General features: G+C 60.1%; 14 protein-coding genes. 7 read left to right on the top strand and 7 right to left on the bottom strand.

Translation table 11 applies throughout. From position 1 onward, the window contains the following. The first annotated feature begins 2 nt into the window (after positions 1 to 2). The 5 genes from FZ938_RS20900 (at position 3) to FZ938_RS20880 (ending at position 6,784) form a co-directional block, all read left to right on the top strand. The gene (locus FZ938_RS20900) at positions 3 to 1,073 is read left to right on the top strand and encodes a GNAT family N-acetyltransferase (protein ID WP_149200375.1); all 1,071 of its coding nucleotides are present in this window, start codon (positions 3 to 5) and stop codon (positions 1,071 to 1,073) included. Further along, positions 1,070 to 2,683 (top strand): glycosyltransferase, encoded by a 1,614-nt coding sequence (locus tag FZ938_RS20895; RefSeq protein ID WP_149200374.1) that lies wholly within the window; start codon positions 1,070 to 1,072, stop codon positions 2,681 to 2,683. Before FZ938_RS20900 ends, FZ938_RS20895 begins: the two co-directional genes overlap by 4 nt. Positions 2,684 to 2,784: 101 nt before the next feature. Beyond that, positions 2,785 to 4,845 (top strand): B12-binding domain-containing radical SAM protein, encoded by a 2,061-nt coding sequence (locus FZ938_RS20890; RefSeq protein WP_174756974.1) that lies wholly within the window; start codon positions 2,785 to 2,787, stop codon positions 4,843 to 4,845. Positions 4,846 to 4,930: 85 nt separating this feature from the next. After that, positions 4,931 to 5,992, top strand: coding sequence for a radical SAM protein (locus FZ938_RS20885; protein WP_149200372.1), 1,062 nt, complete (start codon positions 4,931 to 4,933; stop codon positions 5,990 to 5,992). 48 nt (positions 5,993 to 6,040) lie between these two features. Then, the gene (locus tag FZ938_RS20880; protein ID WP_149200371.1) at positions 6,041 to 6,784 is read left to right on the top strand and encodes a class I SAM-dependent methyltransferase; all 744 of its coding nucleotides are present in this window, start codon (positions 6,041 to 6,043) and stop codon (positions 6,782 to 6,784) included. Between the two features lie 76 nt (positions 6,785 to 6,860). Here the strand turns inward: FZ938_RS20880 and FZ938_RS20875 are convergent, their stop codons facing one another. From FZ938_RS20875 to FZ938_RS20845, 7 genes are all read right to left on the bottom strand, one after another. Then, a complete protein-coding gene (locus FZ938_RS20875; protein WP_174756972.1) occupies positions 6,861 to 8,189 on the bottom strand; it encodes a class I SAM-dependent methyltransferase in 1,329 nt (442 codons plus the stop codon). A gap of 249 nt (positions 8,190 to 8,438) precedes the next feature. Further along, positions 8,439 to 9,620, bottom strand: coding sequence for a radical SAM/SPASM domain-containing protein (locus tag FZ938_RS20870; protein WP_149200369.1), 1,182 nt, complete (start codon positions 9,618 to 9,620; stop codon positions 8,439 to 8,441). A gap of 87 nt (positions 9,621 to 9,707) precedes the next feature. Further along, the gene (locus FZ938_RS20865; protein WP_211101131.1) at positions 9,708 to 10,988 is read right to left on the bottom strand and encodes a tetratricopeptide repeat protein; all 1,281 of its coding nucleotides are present in this window, start codon (positions 10,986 to 10,988) and stop codon (positions 9,708 to 9,710) included. 199 nt (positions 10,989 to 11,187) lie between these two features. Continuing rightward, positions 11,188 to 11,385, bottom strand: a complete 198-nt coding sequence (locus FZ938_RS20860; RefSeq protein WP_149200367.1) for a hypothetical protein — start codon at positions 11,383 to 11,385, stop codon at positions 11,188 to 11,190. Continuing rightward, positions 11,372 to 12,733: an SGNH/GDSL hydrolase family protein gene (locus tag FZ938_RS20855; RefSeq protein WP_149200366.1), complete on the bottom strand. Its 1,362-nt coding sequence runs from the start codon at positions 12,731 to 12,733 to the stop codon at positions 11,372 to 11,374. Before FZ938_RS20855 ends, FZ938_RS20860 begins: the two co-directional genes overlap by 14 nt. A gap of 17 nt (positions 12,734 to 12,750) precedes the next feature. Further along, on the bottom strand, positions 12,751 to 14,685 hold the full coding sequence (locus tag FZ938_RS20850) for a carbamoyltransferase family protein (RefSeq protein WP_149200365.1): 1,935 nt from the start codon (positions 14,683 to 14,685) through the stop codon (positions 12,751 to 12,753). Then, positions 14,675 to 15,343, bottom strand: a complete 669-nt coding sequence (locus tag FZ938_RS20845) for a class I SAM-dependent methyltransferase (RefSeq protein WP_174756968.1) — start codon at positions 15,341 to 15,343, stop codon at positions 14,675 to 14,677. The genes FZ938_RS20850 and FZ938_RS20845 overlap by 11 nt, the downstream gene beginning before the upstream one ends. A 541-nt stretch (positions 15,344 to 15,884) precedes the next feature. Here FZ938_RS20845 and FZ938_RS20840 point away from each other — a divergent pair. Both FZ938_RS20840 and FZ938_RS20835 read left to right on the top strand, forming a co-directional pair. Next, positions 15,885 to 16,919, top strand: coding sequence for an NAD-dependent epimerase/dehydratase family protein (locus FZ938_RS20840; RefSeq protein ID WP_174756966.1), 1,035 nt, complete (start codon positions 15,885 to 15,887; stop codon positions 16,917 to 16,919). Beyond that, positions 16,916 to 17,926, top strand: a complete 1,011-nt coding sequence (locus FZ938_RS20835) for an SDR family oxidoreductase (RefSeq protein ID WP_246457167.1) — start codon at positions 16,916 to 16,918, stop codon at positions 17,924 to 17,926. The genes FZ938_RS20840 and FZ938_RS20835 overlap by 4 nt, the downstream gene beginning before the upstream one ends. The last annotated feature ends 7 nt before the right edge of the window (positions 17,927 to 17,933 follow it).

Below are 17,933 nucleotides of genomic sequence, written 5' to 3'. Positions count from 1 at the left end.
CGATGGAGCGGGTGAGCATCCATACGCTGGACGATATTGCCGCGTGGTCGGCCAGCCTTGAACGGATACCCAACAAGGATTTGACGCATTACCCCCGGTTCAGCCGCGTTTACCAGGAAAAGGGGGACGGTCTGGCCGAGTGTTTCCAGTATCAGGCGGATGACCTGATCGTGCTCTACCCCTACATCCGGCGGCCTCTGGCCGAGTTGCCCTTTCTTGGGGAGTCCTGGGCCGGCCGGTATGATCTGGTGACGCCCTACTGCTACGGTGGCTATGTCCATAATGCCGGGGATGAGCGTGCGCCCGGCCTGATCCGGGATTTCCGGGCAGCTTTTTCCAGCCATTGCCGCGAAACCGGCGTGGTGTCCGAATTCATCCGCTTCCACCCCATGTTGCAGAACCACCGGCATGGAGAGGGATGCTTCGACCGGCTGTATCTGCACCAGAACAATGTTCTGATGGATCTCCGCCTCGACGAGGCGGAACGGGTGCGGGGTTACCGGGAAAGCTACACCCAGTGCATTCGCAAGGCCTCGGCTACCGGGCTGCGCCTGGAACTGGACCGTGAGCACACACTGGTCGATGCTTTCGCGGAACTCTACCGCCGAACGATGGAGCGGCATAACCAGACCGGCTATCTTAATCTGCCGCGTTCCTATTTCCTGAAGCTCTTCGAAAGCTTGCGGGACGACATTCTGCTGTTTGTCGTGCGCGATGGTAATGACATCGCCGCGGCGTCGATTTTCCTCCGCCATGGCAACGTGCTCGATTATTTCCTGAGCGCATCGGATCTGCGGTTCCTGGGCAAGCACCCCAACCATTTCATGATTCACGAAGTGGCGTCCTGGGCACACCAGGGGGGATACCGGCACCTGCATCTGGGCGGCGGCCGGGCTTCGCTGGTGTTTTTCAAACAGGGTTTTTCCAAAGGAACCTGCCCTTACCACATCGTCCACCATGTGCACGACCAGGAGGCCTACCGGCGCGCCACGGAGGCCCGCAGAACCGCGTCTCCCCCGATTCCGGAGGGCGGAACGGGCTTTTTCCCAACCTATCGAGAGGGTCTTGCATGACGGGATTGTGGGCCGATCGCCCGGGGGCCTGGACGGTCGAGGTCGATGAGGCCTACCGGAAGACCTTCGGATTGCCACGTCCGGAGGTTGGGCCAGTGATGGAACCGGAGGCTGGTCCGGCCGGGGGGGACGTTTGCGTGAATGCGCAGGCACTGGTAACGGTCGCCGATGACCTTGCCCAGCTCCTTTCTCCCGCCGATGCGCAGGCGCTGCGTCGGCGGGTCGAGGATCTGGTCGCCGGCCCTTGGGATGCGGACGCCGTATCGCGCGAATTGGAAAGCTTCCGCAGGATCGCCGACGAGCGAGGACTGCTGGCAAGCTTTTTCCGAATGGATTCCCGTTCGCCACGGCGGGATTTCGGCGAGTTCATCGATGCGGCGAACAATCACGCAGATGGCGCACGCACTGTCGTCTTCATGGCGACCACGCCCTATTTCGTAATCTCGCGGGAGTCGTTGTATCTCCGGCGGAACGGCTTCCGCACCTATCTGATCTGCGCCGCCCACCTGCCGCCGGCGATCAAGGCGTTCTTCGAGGAGGCCTTCGACGGGGTAGCCGACGGCTGCAACAGCGGCCGCATCATGCGCGGGCTCGTGCGCCAGTTGCGGCCGACCCTATTCCACGTCCAGTGCTGGATGCTGAGCTATGTTCTGGGTGGCTTAGTCCTGCGCAATCGAGGGCAGACGCCGGTCGTTTGCGAATTCTATGACGTGACTTCGATCTACGGCAGCCGCGAAGTTCTCGCCGAGTTGTGGGGAGAGGCATGCATCGATCTCGACTTGGCCATGGAGTCGCTGATCCTGGACGAAGCCGATGGCCTCGTGCACCGGTTCCCCCCGCGCGAAGTGGAGGTATGGGGCGGGCGGCAAGGCGACTTGCCGCCCAATATCGAAATGCATAGCTATGTCTGCCCGGAATATGTTTGCTACCGCAGCGACAAGCCGTCCAAACGCGACGGAGTGACCCGGCTGGTCTATGCGGGGGGGCTGGTGCCCCAGACGGCGGACCATCCGCGAACGATTTATCCCGAAGCCAGCCAGCCCCAGACTTTCAGAATGCTGCTGGAACAGGGATTCGCCTTGGAGGTCCGGCACACCCCCTACCGCCCGATTGCCGAGGGCGACCCGACTTATCAGACCTTCGTCGAGTTGGAGAGGGAATATGCCTGCTATCGTCTCCACGACGGCGTGCTGCCCGACCGTTTGCCGCGCGTCATCGCAGGTTATGATTTCGGCCTGATCCTGTGTGACATCGACTTTTCCATCCTGCGCCTGAACCCCGGGCAGATGCGTGGCGGATTCGGCACCAAGTTCTTCACCTATCTGGAGGCCGGCCTGCCGGTCATCGTCAACGCCGAGTACGATGAAATGGCACGTCTGGTCAATGAATGGGGGGTTGGCCTTTCCATTGCATCATCGGAAATCCCCACTCTCGCAGAGCGCCTGAAAAGCTTCGACTATGACGGCGCCGTCGCCAACATTCGACGCCTCAATCGTGAATTCGGGATGGACACGCAAATTCATCGGCTGATCGCGCTCTATGAGCGGGCGATTGCAAGGCGTGGCGGCGAAGCCCGCGGTCATCCGCATCCCTTTCCCGCCGAAGCCTGATGGTAAGGGGTGCCCTTGCCGCCCTATGGAATCAGGTGTTTGCTGTAGCTGTGCGCCATGCCATTGTGCATAGCCAGGACGATAAGCAGGATTGGTCAGATATGTCGATCAAGATAAGTTTTGCCGATCTGACTCATACAGGACAGGTGATTGCAGCCAACACTTTTCCTTACGGCATCTCCTTGGTCGCAGCCTACGCTAAACAAAAATTTGGCGATGAAATCGATGTCGAAATCTTCAAATACCCAGATGATTTCTCCGGGTATTTGAACAGGGGAGTGCCCCAGATTGCGTGCTTCTCCAACTATCTCTGGAACACACGCTTGGCCTATGCCTATGCGGAGCGCATCAAGCAGAAGAACCCAAAAGTTGTAATCGTCTTTGGCGGACCAACCTATCCTGGCGAGGAAGCCGAGCAGCGCCGTTGGTTGGAAGCCCACCCCGCCGTGGATTTTTATGTCTGGCTGGAGGGGGAAAGGGCGTTCTCGCTGTTGCTGGAGCGGTTGATCGCTGTCGACCTCAATGTCACCGCGATGAAGAAGGCGCGGGAACTTATCGGCGGCGTCCATTATATCTCAGGCGACACCATGGTCCGCGGAGAGGTGCTCGAGCGGGTCGGCGACCTTGACGAAATCCCTTCTCCTTATCTTTTAGGTCTTCTCGAGAAGTTTTTCGATCCTGTCCTCATTCCAATGATCGAGATGGCTCGCGGCTGTCCGTTCCAATGCACTTTCTGTGAGATAGGTCGCACCTATTTCAACAAAGTGCGCAGGCACAGCTTTGAAAGGCTTCATGAAGAGCTGCATTACATCGCTGACCGGGCGAAGACTCCTGACCTTCTGTTCAGCGATTCCAACTTTGGCATGTATCGGGAAGATCTGGATATCTGCCGAATTCTGGCTGACCTTCGGCGGGAGAGGAAATGGCCGAAGTATGTCGCCAACTCTTCCGGCAAGAACCAGAAGGAACGGGTTTTGGAGGCCGCCCGCATTCTGGATGGCGCCATGGTTCTGACCGTGTCCATTCAGACTGCCGATGAAAAGATTCTGGAGAACGTGAAGAGAAAGAACATCTCCCTGGATCAGATCGTAGCCGTCGGCAAGAGTGCCGAGGAAACCGGCGCCAACAGCTATTGTGAGATCATCCTCGGCTTGCCAGGAGATAGCCGGGACGCGCATTTCCGCAGCGTCGCCAGCATGGTCGATGCCAACATCAATGACGTGATGATGTACCAGGCGATGATGTTGCCGGGATCGGAGATTTCCGATGCCGCCTATCGCGAACGCTTCGGCTTGGTCGGCCGCTTCCGGGTGTTGCCACGTTGTTTCGGGTTTTATGACATGCTTGGCGACCAAGTGGGCGTCGTCGAGATGGAGGAGATCTGCGTTTCACAGAATAGCCTGTCCTATGAAGACTATCTTGTCTGCCGGGCGCTCGACCTTTCCGTTGAACTCTTCCACAATGGTGGCGTCTTCAGGGAACTGTGCAACTTCCTCAATCTGCATGGCGTGCCGACATCGCGGTTCCTGGTGCAGACGCATGCCGCCGCTTTTGCGCCCGACAGCGGTCTGGCGGCGATCTATGATGGATACATGCGCGAGAACGATGAGAAGCTCTGGATGATACAGGAGGAACTGGAGCAATTTGTCGCCCAGCCCGAGATCATCACCCGCTACATTTCCGGGGAATTGGGCAGCAGCGAACTCTACAAATACAAAGCCATCGCGTTCTTCCAGCATCAGGAGGATCTGCATCATATCGCCTTTGCTACCGGGCGCCAGCTGTTGCAGGATGCCGGCGCCCTGAACGATCTGGCCGAGAATTACCTTACCCAGCTCAAGCGTTTCAGTCTGCTGCGTAAGGATTCCCTTCTGGAAAGCGCTCTCGACATTGTCGAGACCTTCGATTTCGACTTTGTGGCCTTGATGGGGAAGCGTTTCGAGGCCGATCCGGCGGACTATACCGGGCGGCGTCACCAACTCCGCATCCGTCATACCGACGAGCAGCGTCAACTCATCGAAGCCTATATTCGCCAATATGGCACCAGCACCAACGGGCTGGGCCGCTTCCTGCTGCGCACGCACGTCAACAAGCTGTATCGCGGTCCTTCTTACCTGGAAGTGGATGTCAACGCCGGGTCGACGGTGACGGCTCACGCATGACCATACATTCCTCGACGCTGAATGGCAGGATGATTCCTTCGGCTGGTGACGGCTTCGCCCCGTCGATATCCAACGGATACGAACAATGACCGATGAAGAAATGTCCGGAGACCTCTTGGGCGCGATAAAGCCCTCGACCCTCCCGTTGCATATGGACATCGACCTGAGCAGCAAGTGCAATCTTCGCTGCTCATTCTGTCATCTCAGCTATTTCAATGTCCCGAACAGTTCTCAAATCTCCTTTGAATATTTTATGGAGAAGATCGACCCTATATTGAAGCAATTGAAGTCAGTTACTTTGTTCAGCAAGTACGAACCCCTTACGTGTAGGGATTTCGTCAAGATATTTAATAGAATATCTGAATATGGCATCGAGACCTATTTTTCAACCAATGCCATTCTCTTCACCGAGGAGTCCATCGAGGCGATCGTCGGCAGGTTGCGGTGGCTGACCGTTTCCGTCACCGGCTTCAACCGCGAAGATTATGCGCGCCATATGGGGGCCGACCGCTTGGACAAGGTAGTGGCCAATCTGCGTGCTATCAACGAGTTGAAGCGCAAACGTGGCGTCCACTATCCCATGTTGCGCATTTCCACGGTCGGCATGCTGGACACTCTGGAGGATCTTCCCCGCGCCGTCGACTTCGCCAAGGAGCATCAGGCGGAAGAGGGTGTGCAGGTGACGGCGCTCATCGCCTATGGCGAGGAGATGGTCGAGCGGATGCCGTTGAAGGACCGGGAACGCTTCGTCCGCCTGACCCAGGAAGCCTTGCGCTATGCCCGTGAACAGGGCGTACGGATGGCCCTGCAGAGCGGCGGGATGGAGGAAAACCAGGCGGCCACGCGCGAGCTTGGACATCGGCCCTGCTTCCTGCCGTGGCGCCGTCTGTCGGTCCAGCCGGATGGTGCAGTCTATCCGTGTCCCGTGTCGTACAAGCCGGTCGGCAATCTCGCCGAGTCCTCTCTTGAGGAAATCTGGAACGGTTCCGCATTGGAGGCCTTTCGCGCCGGTGTCAACGACCCCGCACGGATGAATCCGGAATGCCGGGGATGCACCCATTGCCGCCATAAGTCGATCATTCGCGAAGATGCCAACGACTATTCCAAAGCCGATGTCTTCTTTGCCGGCATGGTCCGCAAGAACTGACGCCTGATTTCCGAAACCCCTTCCGGATAGAGATTCGAAAGAAACCAGATGCCTCTTGGACCTTACGCTTGTGACTTGCTTGCCAGGTTGACAAAAGATCATCTGCTGAAGGGAAGAATCGGTTTTCTTGGGCGGCTGTGGCCAAGCCAAGTCACCTTCGGTCAAGTAAAAACCCTGCTATCGAAGCATGGTTCGTTCCCGAACATCGCCACCGCCGGCTATGCCGATGACCGGATCATCAACGACAAGCGCCTGACTGGCCTGCTGGGCTTCTCCGAATGCCTTGCAATTGATTTCGATAGATCCGAGGAAGCTGAGATAGAGCAAGATCTCAACGTCACTCCACCGGCATCCCATATCGGTTATTTTGATGTCCTATATAACAACGGGACAATGGAGCATATTTTCCATGTCCCGAACTTCCTTGAAAATGCTTTCCACTATCTTAAAAACGACGGAGTTATCATTCATTCATCTCCGATGAACAACGTTCCGGAGCATGGATTCTATCAATTTTCGCCGACTTTTTTCTTTGACTACTATGAGGCGAATGTCTTCGAAATACTGGAGTGCTCCATCGTCGAACATGACTTCACCAATGGTCAGCATCGTCATCGGCATTGGAGCTTCAACAGTTACGACCATCAACCCGATCCGCTATATGCCAAGCTGGGGGCGCCCGGAAACAGCCATGACGTCGTCTTCGTCGCACGGCGGCGCGGCGCATCGACATCCAACACGATCCCCACCCAGTTCCGCTATCGTCGGAACACCGTAAGCGCTGCGGGCTGATCCGGCGCGCGCCCGCAGTCGCGGGTGATAACCGGGTTCGGAAAGCTGGAGCCTTCCGAACCCGGTATCAGGCATCCTATCCGTTTTCGCGTGCTTTCAATTCGCGGACCGTCGCTCCCTCGTCGACCAGGCGGTATCCGCTTGGTGCCTCGGGGGCGATCTCGATCTCTATCAGCGCAAAGGCTTTGATCGGACGCCAGACACCGTCGAACTCGCCCATTAGTCGTTCGATGCCGGAACGGCGGGTCGGGATGTAAAGTCGCGCGCCGTTCAGCGGCGCATGGTGGGCGACCAACCCGATGGCGGTTGGAACGTCACGGAAGGAAGCAATCACCACATGCTGCACCTCTCCCCGTCGCAAGGCATCGGCCAACGCCGGCATCGGGCAATAGCTCAGGCCATCCAGGGAGAAGGCAGGTTCCATTGGATAGTGCTTGAGGTCGATGTGCCGGCTCATGGCCTTGGGCGGCCGGCCGCGCCAAAGATCGCGGATCAGGTCGCGAGCCCCGATTACGGCCACGTCCGGACGGTCGATCATGTCGAGCGTCGCTTGGGTGATCCCATCGAAACTATCGAGCAACATCTGCAGGCGTTCCTCTTGGAGCGCTCGCATGCTTTCGAAGGAAACCGGCGATTCGGCCGTTTCCTGACGCTTGAAGATGAAATACCGCCAGCTTCTACTATCTGAATAAACGTCGGAAATTAACAGATCCTGTTCCAGGGCAAAACCATGGCGGGCACAGATGTGGCGCAAGCTGAGTGGATTGAAGTAATTCCACATCACGTCGCCGCGAAAGATGTCTTCGATCCGATGGTGATGCTCATCGTTGGCGTAATCATGGCATTCCATGAAGTGACTGCCGATGCGGATCACCAGCAGCCCATCTTCCCGCAACAGTTCGCGTGCACGCGCCAATGCCGAGTTGGGGTCCGGAATGCAGTAAAAACTGTCGTGGAACACAATCCCATCTAGACGAGGCGCCGCCGAAAAGGTCTCAATGATGCCGCAATGGATGCGGTCGGCCCGGAACCGCTGCTGACCGACGGCGACAACCCTGGCATCCGGTTCGACGGTATGGAACTGAAAGTCATCGTAAGCCGTCGGACATCCCGCCGACCCGACGTCCAGCCATTGCGGATGGCTTGTCGGAGTGGCGATGCGATGCAGCACCTCGTGCAGTCTCTGGTAATGATGAACCTGATAATCGATGTGGATCTTTACCGTCTCGGACCAGTCCGCCATTGCGGCGACCCGGTCGTAATATTCACCGCCGAAGCGGTTGATCTCGCTCTGGTCAAAAATCTCCACAGGAAACCGCATGATGTTTCCGCAGTTTTGACAGGCAACAAGATTGCGATTCGGCACAAACATGAAACGCTCAGGAAAATCCTGGTCACGGAACAAGGAGGATATGATTCGGTGATTGCTTTGCAAGCAGACTGGGCAGGAGGTGACAAGACGTGGCATGGATCTACCCTTTAACGATTAAAGCCGGAGCATTATTTTTGAAGCAGGGGGGAATTGATCCTGTACAGGACAGGATCAAGAAACCGTACTTCTCGTACCATTCCAGCCCACCTTGCCGCTCACCAGCAGTGACTTATGGCCAGCAATAACTCATGGATTAGGTAAGTCTGGCGGAGATACCTTGAATTAAACAAAGTTTGGATGAGTCTTTTCCTCTTGAGGGTGAAATGCCGTCCATAGGGTTTTATTTAAAGGGTCAAGCTTGCAGCCTGAAGGACAGGCGTGAAGATCGATCCGCTTCAGGCAATCCTTGCGTCTTTCCGATGCCCAGATTTCCTGAAAAGAATTTTCATATATATTTCCCATCGTGAAATTGCGGCCCTTCAAGTTTCCGCACATCTCGACATTCCCGTCCTCATCGAGGTACGGGGAAAGTGGGGTTGCCATGCACTTCTTGTAAAAGCGTCCGTCGTTCGTCTCGTAGTCGAGGACTTCGATGAACTGAGAATATTTTGCATATACCTTGAATTTTTCGGTAGAGCACGCCTGTGCTTCCTTCATGAAGGGAAAGGCAGCTCTGGGATCCAGTTCATTCTCCGGGTGTGCCGGGTTGAGAGCGTTCTTATACGCCGGCTTGATCGTCATATAATCGACGCCCAGATCACGGAAGAATGCCGCGGCACGGGGCAGGTCGCGATAGTTCCAGTGATTGGTGACGAACTGGACGCCGATGATCGGGTAGGTCGCCGTTCCACGCAAAGCGATCAGATGGCGCAAGTTGGCGATCACGCGCTCGAAATCATCGGCGCCGTGGGTCAGGCGATGGTGCTCCGGACAATCGGCGTCGATCGAGCCACGGACAAAGAAGCAGTGCTTTGCCATCGCTTCGATCACGTCCGGGCGGTCGGCACTGAAATTCGTGAAGATGCCGATATCGAGTCCGAAGCCCTTCAGAGCCGTCAGGAACTCGACGAAGCGCTTGTGCAGCGTCGGTTCACCGTCTCCGACGATGGTGACGGCCTTCAGGCCGATGGCCGCCGCCTCTCCGACCGCTTCGATCAACCGCCAGTCGGCGTTGATGGCCCGCCGCCCGGCATCCGCCTGCTCCCCCCCGGAACGTTCGCTGGCACGTCCCGCCTGATTCCAATTGATGTAGCACCATGGGCATTTATGGTTGCAGTAATTGGTCAGGCCGATGGTCATGTGAACAGGCCGGGTATCGCCATCCCGCCACAGCTCGAAAACGCGATCCGCGTGATGAAAAATTTTACGAGGGTCCTGGAAGTCTTCCAGGTTGGGATGAAGCAGATGCTTTTCCCCTTTTCCATCGACCGGCTGCGTGTCTTTCGGCAAGCTCATTTCGGTCATTGGTAAAACGCTTTCCGTATGTTTGGAGCCTGCATTATGGGCGGCATTCGTCAATGATTGGTCAATTCCAGCCAAGGGCACGCGGCGTCAGGTGACCCCCAATTCCCGATAGGCCGCAAGTGCGTCCTCCGCCGTCCAGGGGCACAATCGTGCTTCATACAACACCCAGCATCCACGCAACTGGACGGCGTGCCGGAAATGCATGGCGGCTTCTTCGCCGCGGCCGGTCCGGCGCAGCATCCATCCCAGGCACAGCCTGGCCCATGCAGAGTCGGGGGTTGAGGCCACCGCGGATCGCAGCACGGCTTCCGCCTCTTCCCGATGACCGATGCGGAACAGCGAGTGTCCCTTGCACCCCAATGTCATCGGATCGTTGGGAGTGGCCGCCAGCAGAGGCGCCAGGGCGGTCAGCGCCGACTGATGATGCTCCATGCCGATCATGATCATGATGTGCTGTTCGACCGGGTAGCGCTCCTGCGGTACCATGGACCGCAGTTTGGCATTGACTGCTTCCGCGTCTTCGTAGCGGCCGGAAGCGATCAATGCCACCCCCAGGTGAAAATGCGCCATCGGGCTGGAAGCGTTGAGGCAGACACCATGACGTGCATGGTTCACCGCACCCCGCAATTGGCCGTCGCGCAATGAGAATTGCGAAAGCATGTCGTAGGGAGCGGAAAAGGGCGGATCGACCGCGATGGCGTTTGCCATCGACAGCTTTGCCATCGACACGGCCGCGGTGGAATTGGCCTGCAGGTTGAGGTGCTGCCCCAACGCATAGTGGGACTTTGCAAGCAACGGGTTGCCCGCCAATGCCTGCCGCAATGCCCCGACCGCCTGGGCGCTTCGTCCGAGACGGAGGAGCGCGTCGCTCAGGGTGACCAGCGTCTCGTCCGTCGCGTTCAGTTGGCTGGCCTCTTCAAGGAACGGCAGAGCCTTCTCGTCGGATCCTTTCCCGGCGACCATCACCCCTTGCCACCGCAGCGCATCGCTCAGATCGCGCCTGACCGTCTCCACGTTCCATCCATTTTGGATCGCTTCGCGGAACCGTTCGGCGGCAGCCAGATAGTCCCTGTCTTCGACCAGCCTCTTGCCTTCGAGGTGCAAGGCCTCGACCTGATAATGCGGGTTGGCGGCGATCGCTTCCCGATGAACCGCCTCGGCTTCGGCGGCCCGACCGGCGTCGTGCAGGATCCCGACCCAGTTCCAGTAAGCCAACGCATGGCCGGGGATTATCGCAATGGCTGCCTGGAACCGTTCGATGGCCGCAGCGCCATCCCCATTCCTCCGCAATGCCACGCCCATCGCCAGATGATAATGGGAGAAGGTGTCTTCCCTGATTCGCCGCCGCCACGCGTCGACGTCAATCATCGCAGGCACCGTCGATGCAGAGGCGGCATGGGCAGAGGCAACATTGTTTGACCGATCGACCGCCATTTGTCTTTTCCCAGCCCCTGCGCCGCGGTTGTCAACGACGCAAAGTGCATGATGATCAAGTGAAGGGTCAAGCATCACACCCGATCCGGCGCGACGATCGGACGGCGGACCCTGCGCAGTTCATGCGATTGTTCTAGCGCAACGTATAGACGAAGGGAGACGCCGGCTTGCCCGCTCCTCCCTGGAGCCGCATCCGGACAGCCAGGCGCCATAGAAAGGGATACACCGCGACCAGGAACAGGAAGGTCAGCCACAGGCGCTCCGACCATGCCTGCCGGATCAAACGGCGCAGGCGGGCACGCTCCCGGGTGGAATGATCAGCGCTGGTCATCGGTTCCTCTCCCAAAGCCGTCCGCTTCCAGTATTGGAAGGATGCGGGTCGCCATGTGTTCGGCGAAGAAATCGGCAACACGGACATTGCCTTCAGGGGTCAGGTGGCAGGAGTCCCAGAACAGCCAGTCCTCGGCCCCGAAACGACGGAACAGGGCGTGGTGATCGACCATCGCCTCACGATCCGATGCCGTGGCTTCGCGCGACAAAATATCGAGCATGCGGCGGCAATTGTCATGGATGCTTTCCAGGCGATGGTCGGCATGGCGATCGAGATAGTCCTTTTCGAACTCCGGCGACAACGCGGCCTTGCTGGAGACGACGGGCTGGACACCCCAGATGAAGTGCGCACCCATGCCTTCGGCCATCCGCCGGAACTGACGGGCGCGAGCGACATAGGCGCGCAGCACCGTCATCGGTTGGTTTACCGCCCGCCATGGACCATCTGTTTCCGGCGGAAAAACCCGGGCGCGGTCATGGGATTGGTGGAGGATCTGCGCCCAGAGCTCCTGGGCCTCCTGATAGACGATGTCATGTGGGCCGACGAGGGAGGGGTCGCACAATTGCCCGTCGAACAGATCGTTGATGCCATCGAAGGTGATCACCACGTCCGGATTCAGGCGATGGGCGTGCAGGATGTGCGTGAATATCTGATGCAGAACGACATGGCCCGGCCCGGCGAAATTCAGCACCGTGAAGCGCAGCGGCGATCCGACGCTCCGGCTGCGCGCGTTCAGCCGCTCTTCCAGAAGTGCCGTCCAGACCTGATGCGGCAGGCACTCCCATCCCCAGGCGGCGGAGCCCCCGTAACAGGCGACCACCTTATGGGTACGCTCGCGTTTTTCGAGGGCGCGCAGGTCCGCGGTGATCCGGTGTCCGAAACCATCGACCGCTCCCCACGATGGATCGCGGTATAGATATCCCCAGGGAAAATGATTGAACGCCCAGGCATGTTGGCTGTCGCGCGGCCCCAACCTGGTGAAGACGTGCGCGTTCATCCCCGGATCCTCATCCTCCGTCAGGACACGGCCGTGCGGGCGAATGGCTCCCGTGCGGTCGACCGTATGGATGGCGGCTTCGGGAGCGGTGCGATAGTGTCCCACCGGATATCCCGGATCGAGGATGATGAAGAACACTTCGGTGAAAGCCGCGGGGCTTTCACGGGTCAGTTGGCTTACCGCCGCGCCCGTGCCCAACGCAGGTCGATAAGCGTCCATCAGCTCCGCAGCGCATAAGAAGTTCACGCTCTCGAAACGCTCACCCAGCCATGTCCGTACGGCTTCCAAAGGCTGGACAAGCCAGCGTAGGTTGAAGCGATGGTCGGGCGGCAGAACGACGGCGATGGACATGCAGGCTTCCTGGGTGATCAGAGGGTGAAGCTTTTATGGACGATGCTGCGCCCCATCACGAGCGCGTCGATCCCGCTGAAGGCGAAAGTCTTCAAGGCATCCGTAGGGGTCTCGACCACCGGTTCGCCGCGCAGATTGAACGACGTGTTGAGCAGGACCGGCACTCCCGTCCGCTGCCCGAATGCTTGCAGCAAAGCGAAGAAAAGCGGGTTGCTCTGCGCGCTGACGACCTGCACCCGGGCGGTGCCGTCGGCGTGCGATACCGCCGGAATCGCCGTGCGCTGCTCTTCGCGAACCGGATGAACGGCAAGCATGAAATATTCCGGCGCCGCCGCGCCGCCGACAGGCGGCATATCGAAGAATCGTACGGCCTCGTCCACCGGCGTCGCCGGTGCGAAAGGCCGGAAAGGCTCGCGAAACTTGATCCGCTCGTTGACGGCGCGCTGCATGTCCGGACGGGTGGGGTCGGCCAGAATGCTGCGGCACCCCAATGCCCGCGGCCCCCATTCCGAGCGCCCCTGGAACCAGCCCAGCACCAAGCCGTCGGCCAGGAGTTGGGCGGTGCGGTCGATCAGGGCATCGTCGTCGTCGAAGCATTCGACCTGTTCGAAGCCGCTGTCGCGAATCGCCGCCGCGATCTCATCCGGCGTGTAGGCCGGGCCGAGGAAGGCGGAGGTCAGCGGCCGCCGTCCCTTCCCGCCGGAAGCGGAGTGGTAATAGGACAGCGCGGCTCCGACCGCGCCTCCCGCATCGCCCGCCGCCGGCTGCACGTAGAGCGGCAGGCCCAGTTCGCGGATGATCCGGCCGTTGGCGAGGGAGTTGAGCGCCACGCCGCCGGCCATGCAGACGTTGCGGATGCCGGTCCGTTCGACTGCACGGCTCACCATGTGCAGGATGACCGTTTCGGTGCATTTCTGCACGCTGGCGGCCAGGTTGGCATAGCGGCGGCAATCCGCCAGGGCGGCGGCGTCCAGCCCCTCGCCCTCCGTCGTCGCGAACGGGCTCTCCGGGGGACGGGCCGGACCGAGCCATGCGGGAAGCGCCGGAGTGTATGGAAGGTCGTTCGGTGCGGTGAATTCGAAGAAGCGCTGGTCGAGCCGGAAGGTTCCGTCGTCCTGCAGCGAAAACAGACGCAGCAGCTCGTCATGACGATCGGGCTGGCCGAAGCCGGCCATGCCCATCACCTTGTATTCCCCCTCGTTCACTTCGAAGCCGAGATAGGCGGTGAAGGCGCTGTAGAACAGGCCGAGGGAATGCGGCATCCGGATCGTCGACAGCGTCCGGAGTTCCGAGCCGCGTCCGACGCCGATCGTCGCGGTTTCATACTCCCCCACCCCGTCGAGCGTGATGACCGTCGCCTCGTCGAAGGGCGAACAGTAGAAGGCCGACGCCGCATGCGACTCATGGTGGCGAACGCAGACGACCCGCTCCAGAGGCAGGTTCAGGCATTCGGCGATCCGCAGGCGCGGTTCGAACTTGTCCTCCCGCAGCCACGCCGCGGCGGTGTCCTTCAGGTATGCGAAGCCAGCCTTTCCCCGGCGCAGGGATGAACGCAGGATCCGGTCGAACTTCAACAGCGGCTGCTCATAATAGACAACCTTGTCGAGATCGACGGCACGCAATCCGGCCTGTTTCAGACAATAGTCGATCGCCTGTTCCGGCAGGGCCTTGTCATGCTTGCGGCGGCTGAACCGTTCCTCCTGCGCTGCGGCGACGATTGCCCCATTCACCAGAATCGCTGCCGCAGCGTCATGGTAATCGAAGGATAGGCCGAGCACATTCATCAATGGCCACGCTTTTTTGCGGCGACGTCTTGTCGCTTGGAGGCAGGACGACTGCGATACTAAAGCGGAAAGAAGCGTCCCGGAACTAATTTCGCTGACGCCTCGCGTCTGCGGAGCCTCGGCGGGACGACGACTCAACCCCGCGTCGCATCGCGCATCAGGAGGCACCTTGCTTCCATCCGGTGTCGGCCAGACGCAGATTCCGGCGGCCGAACGGCGCTTCCGGTTCCCCCGGCTGAACCAGGACGCCGGGCATGTCCTGCGGCCATGTGCGGCAGCCCACGACCAGATACGTACCGACGATGTGGCGCAACGTGATGCCGCCGGACCGCGCCAGTTCGTTCAGATAAGGATAGACGCCGCGCCGTTCCGGCGGTTCCGCCACATAGTCCGGGAACGTGTAGAAGTCGTGCCAGGTGAAGATCGCGTCGGGGGCCGCTAGGTCCAGGGCGGTCACCGTGTCCGTCCTGACGCCGCCATAGCTGTGATCGCCATCGACGTGGATGTAATCGTAACGGCCGCGCAGGGCCGCGATTTCATCCGGAACCTCATCCGGAACCCGGCGGAAGATCTGCCGAACCTTGCCCGCGTGGGGAGAGGAGCGGTAGAAGGCGCCGATCGTCTCGTCGCCGCGCAGGCATTTCCGGGTGTAGTCCGTCCACTGCATGATGTCGACGGTGTGGACTTCGGCGTCCGCAGGGCTGTTCGCCGCCAGGGCGAAGGTGGTCTGCCCCTGAGCCGTACCGAACTCCAGCAGGCGGCGGGGAGCGGTGAAACGGACGATTCCCGCCAAGACGGCCTGTTCGTAAGGCAGGAACAAAGGCATTTCCGGAGCCCCGAAAGAGAACAGCTGGCTGCTGATTTCGATCGGAAGGTTGCGTTCGATCCCCGGAAAAAGCGATGCAAGGGTGGCACTGGGAATGGCATTGGACAATGGTGCCATCGGCGTTGATCTCCGGTCGATGAACGGGGCCGTACCTGGAACAGCCGATCTTGCATGACGTGGCCGACAGTAAAGCCTGTCCCCCCACGCCGCGCAACAGGAAGCACCCCTGGAGCGTCGCGTAACCGCAGCCCTCGGCCGGCCTGCGGTTACGTCACCCTGCCCACTGTCCAGCCACCGCTACAATTAAGTTTTTGTTTACTCATTCCGCGCTAGTCTTGCCGACGCTATTGTCAATAAATTTCAAGCGGAAAAGTGATCATTGACCCGATGATTTCGCTCCGTCTCTTTCGATTTGCAAGCATCTCAGCCAATATTATAAGCCTTTGCGGAATAATAAGACAGCGATGATGGTGGGTGCCGAATCAATCAGCGGTCGAGGAGGCCGGTTCCCGTCCATAAAAGGTGCTGGGCAATGAACATATTGATCATCGGCGGGACTGTCTTTCTGGGACGCCACCTGACCGATGCCATGGTCCAGCGCGGGCATACCGTTACCCATTTCAACCGTGGTCAGAGTGCTCCCGATTCCTTTCCTGAGATCGAGCATCTGCGGGGCCATCGTGAAAGAAATCTGGATCTGTTGTCCGGCCGGCGCTGGGACGCCGTGATCGATACCTGCGCTTACTATCCGCGCCAGACGGCGGCCAGTGCCGCCGCGCTGCGCGACAGCGTGGGATGCTATGTCCTGATTTCCACCATCAACCAGTACAGCGCATTCCCGGTTTGCGGTATCGCCGAAGACGATCCGTCGGAACCGGAACCGGCCGATGAACCCCGCCTCGATGCCGTCACCTACGGACCGCTCAAGGCCGGGACCGAGCGGACGGTGCGCGACGTCTTCGGCGACCGGGCTTTGGTGGTCAGGCCCGGATATCTGGTCGGCCCCCACGACCAGAGTGTCCGCTTCGCCTATTGGACCCGGCGCCTTGCCGCCGGCGGACGGGTTCTGGTGCCGGGACGGCCGGAGGCGGCATGGCAGGTGCTGGACGTGCGGGATTTGGCCGACTGGATCGGCCTGATGCTGGAAACCGGACGGGCCGGAACCTTCAACGCCGTCGGTCCCGCCGGAGAATCCACCGCAGGATCCCTCTTGACGGAGATGGCGGGCGCGCTGGCCGGCGATGCCCGCCTCGACTGGGTCGGCACGGATTATCTGCAAGGCCATCCGAAAGGCCGCCGGTGGCTTGATCTGGCCGACTGGTCGTGCCTGCCGGAGAAGTTCCGCTGGCTTTACGCCGCCTCCAACCGGAAGGCGGTCGAAGCCGGTCTGGTTTTCCGGCCGGTCGGTGACACGGCCCGCGACATGGCGGCTTGGCTTTCGCGGAAAATGTCCTTAGACGGAAGCGACCGGCTTGATCCGCAAAGCGAGCGCGAAATCCTGGAGGACTGGGACCGCGCACGAACGGGATCGCAAAGCGGAATTGACAGGGCTGCGGGGTGGGAGGGGATCGCGTGACGGATTTGGCGTTTGACGGCAAGCTTGCGGTCGTGACGGGGGCTGCCGGTTTCATCGGCAGCCACCTGACCGACCGGCTGATCGCCGGGGGCTGCACGGTCGTCGGCCTGGACAACCTGTCCAACGGCCGCAGAGCCAATCTGGAGGCGGCGGAGCGAAGCGGGCGGTTCACGTTCCATGAGGTCGACGTAGCCGACATCGACGCGATATCCCCGCTTTTCGCCGGTGCCGACTGGGTTTTCCACCTGGCGGCCCTGGCCGACATCGTCCCATCCATCGAACGCCCGCTGCACTATCACCACAGCAATGTGAACGGCACGGTCAGCGTGCTGGAGGCGGCCCGGCGGGCTGGCGTCAAGCGTCTGGTCTATGCCGCGTCATCGTCCTGCTACGGACTGGCCACCCAGTTCCCCACGCCCGAGACGGCGGCGATCGCGCCGGCTTATCCCTATGCGCTGACCAAATGGATCGGCGAATCCAGCGTGCTGCATTGGGGCAAGGTGTACGGGCTTCCCGTGGTGTCCCTGCGCCTGTTCAACGTTTATGGACCGCGGGCCCGGACCAGCGGTACCTACGGCGCCGTCTTCGGGGTGTTCCTGGCGCAGAAGCTGGCCGGCAAGCCGTTCACGGTGGTCGGCGACGGCAGCCAGACCCGCGATTTCACCTTCGTCGGCGATGTGGTCGAAGCCTTCGTGGCCGCGGCTGATTCGCAGGCGGACGGCGAGGTGTTCAATGTCGGGTCCGGCGGCACCTACCCCATCAACCGCCTTGTGGAGTTGCTGGGCGGACCGGTCACCCATGTGCCCAAGCGCCCGGGAGAGCCGGACTGCACCTTCGCAGACACCTCGCGCATCAGGGAGGCTCTCGGTTGGGCGCCGCGCGTCTCCTTCGAGCAGGGCGTGCGGGTTATGCTCGATCACATCGAGGATTGGCGCGAGGCGCCGGTGTGGGACAAGGCGGGCATCGCCGATGCCACCCAGGCTTGGTTCCGGTATCTGAAGGACTGAGAAGACA

Source organism: Azospirillum oryzae (assembly GCF_008364795.1).
In the GTDB taxonomy this organism is placed as follows: Bacteria; Pseudomonadota; Alphaproteobacteria; order Azospirillales; family Azospirillaceae; genus Azospirillum; species Azospirillum oryzae.
Note: the sequence above shows the minus strand (reverse complement) of the source record. Positions and strands in the feature narration are given on the sequence as shown.

Coding starts and splice junctions, on each gene's coding strand:
- FZ938_RS20890 (WP_174756974.1), top strand. CDS start 2,785: ATGTCGATCAAGATAAGTTTTGCCGATCTGACTCATACAGGACAGGTG.
- FZ938_RS20845 (WP_174756968.1), bottom strand. CDS start 15,343: ATGCCTTTGTTCCTGCCTTACGAACAGGCCGTCTTGGCGGGAATCGTC.
- FZ938_RS20865 (WP_211101131.1), bottom strand. CDS start 10,988: ATGATTGACGTCGACGCGTGGCGGCGGCGAATCAGGGAAGACACCTTC.
- FZ938_RS20855 (WP_149200366.1), bottom strand. CDS start 12,733: ATGTCCATCGCCGTCGTTCTGCCGCCCGACCATCGCTTCAACCTACGC.
- FZ938_RS20885 (WP_149200372.1), top strand. CDS start 4,931: ATGACCGATGAAGAAATGTCCGGAGACCTCTTGGGCGCGATAAAGCCC.
- FZ938_RS20860 (WP_149200367.1), bottom strand. CDS start 11,385: ATGACCAGCGCTGATCATTCCACCCGGGAGCGTGCCCGCCTGCGCCGT.
- FZ938_RS20880 (WP_149200371.1), top strand. CDS start 6,041: ATGCCTCTTGGACCTTACGCTTGTGACTTGCTTGCCAGGTTGACAAAA.
- FZ938_RS20900 (WP_149200375.1), top strand. CDS start 3: ATGGAGCGGGTGAGCATCCATACGCTGGACGATATTGCCGCGTGGTCG.
- FZ938_RS20895 (WP_149200374.1), top strand. CDS start 1,070: ATGACGGGATTGTGGGCCGATCGCCCGGGGGCCTGGACGGTCGAGGTC.
- FZ938_RS20870 (WP_149200369.1), bottom strand. CDS start 9,620: ATGACCGAAATGAGCTTGCCGAAAGACACGCAGCCGGTCGATGGAAAA.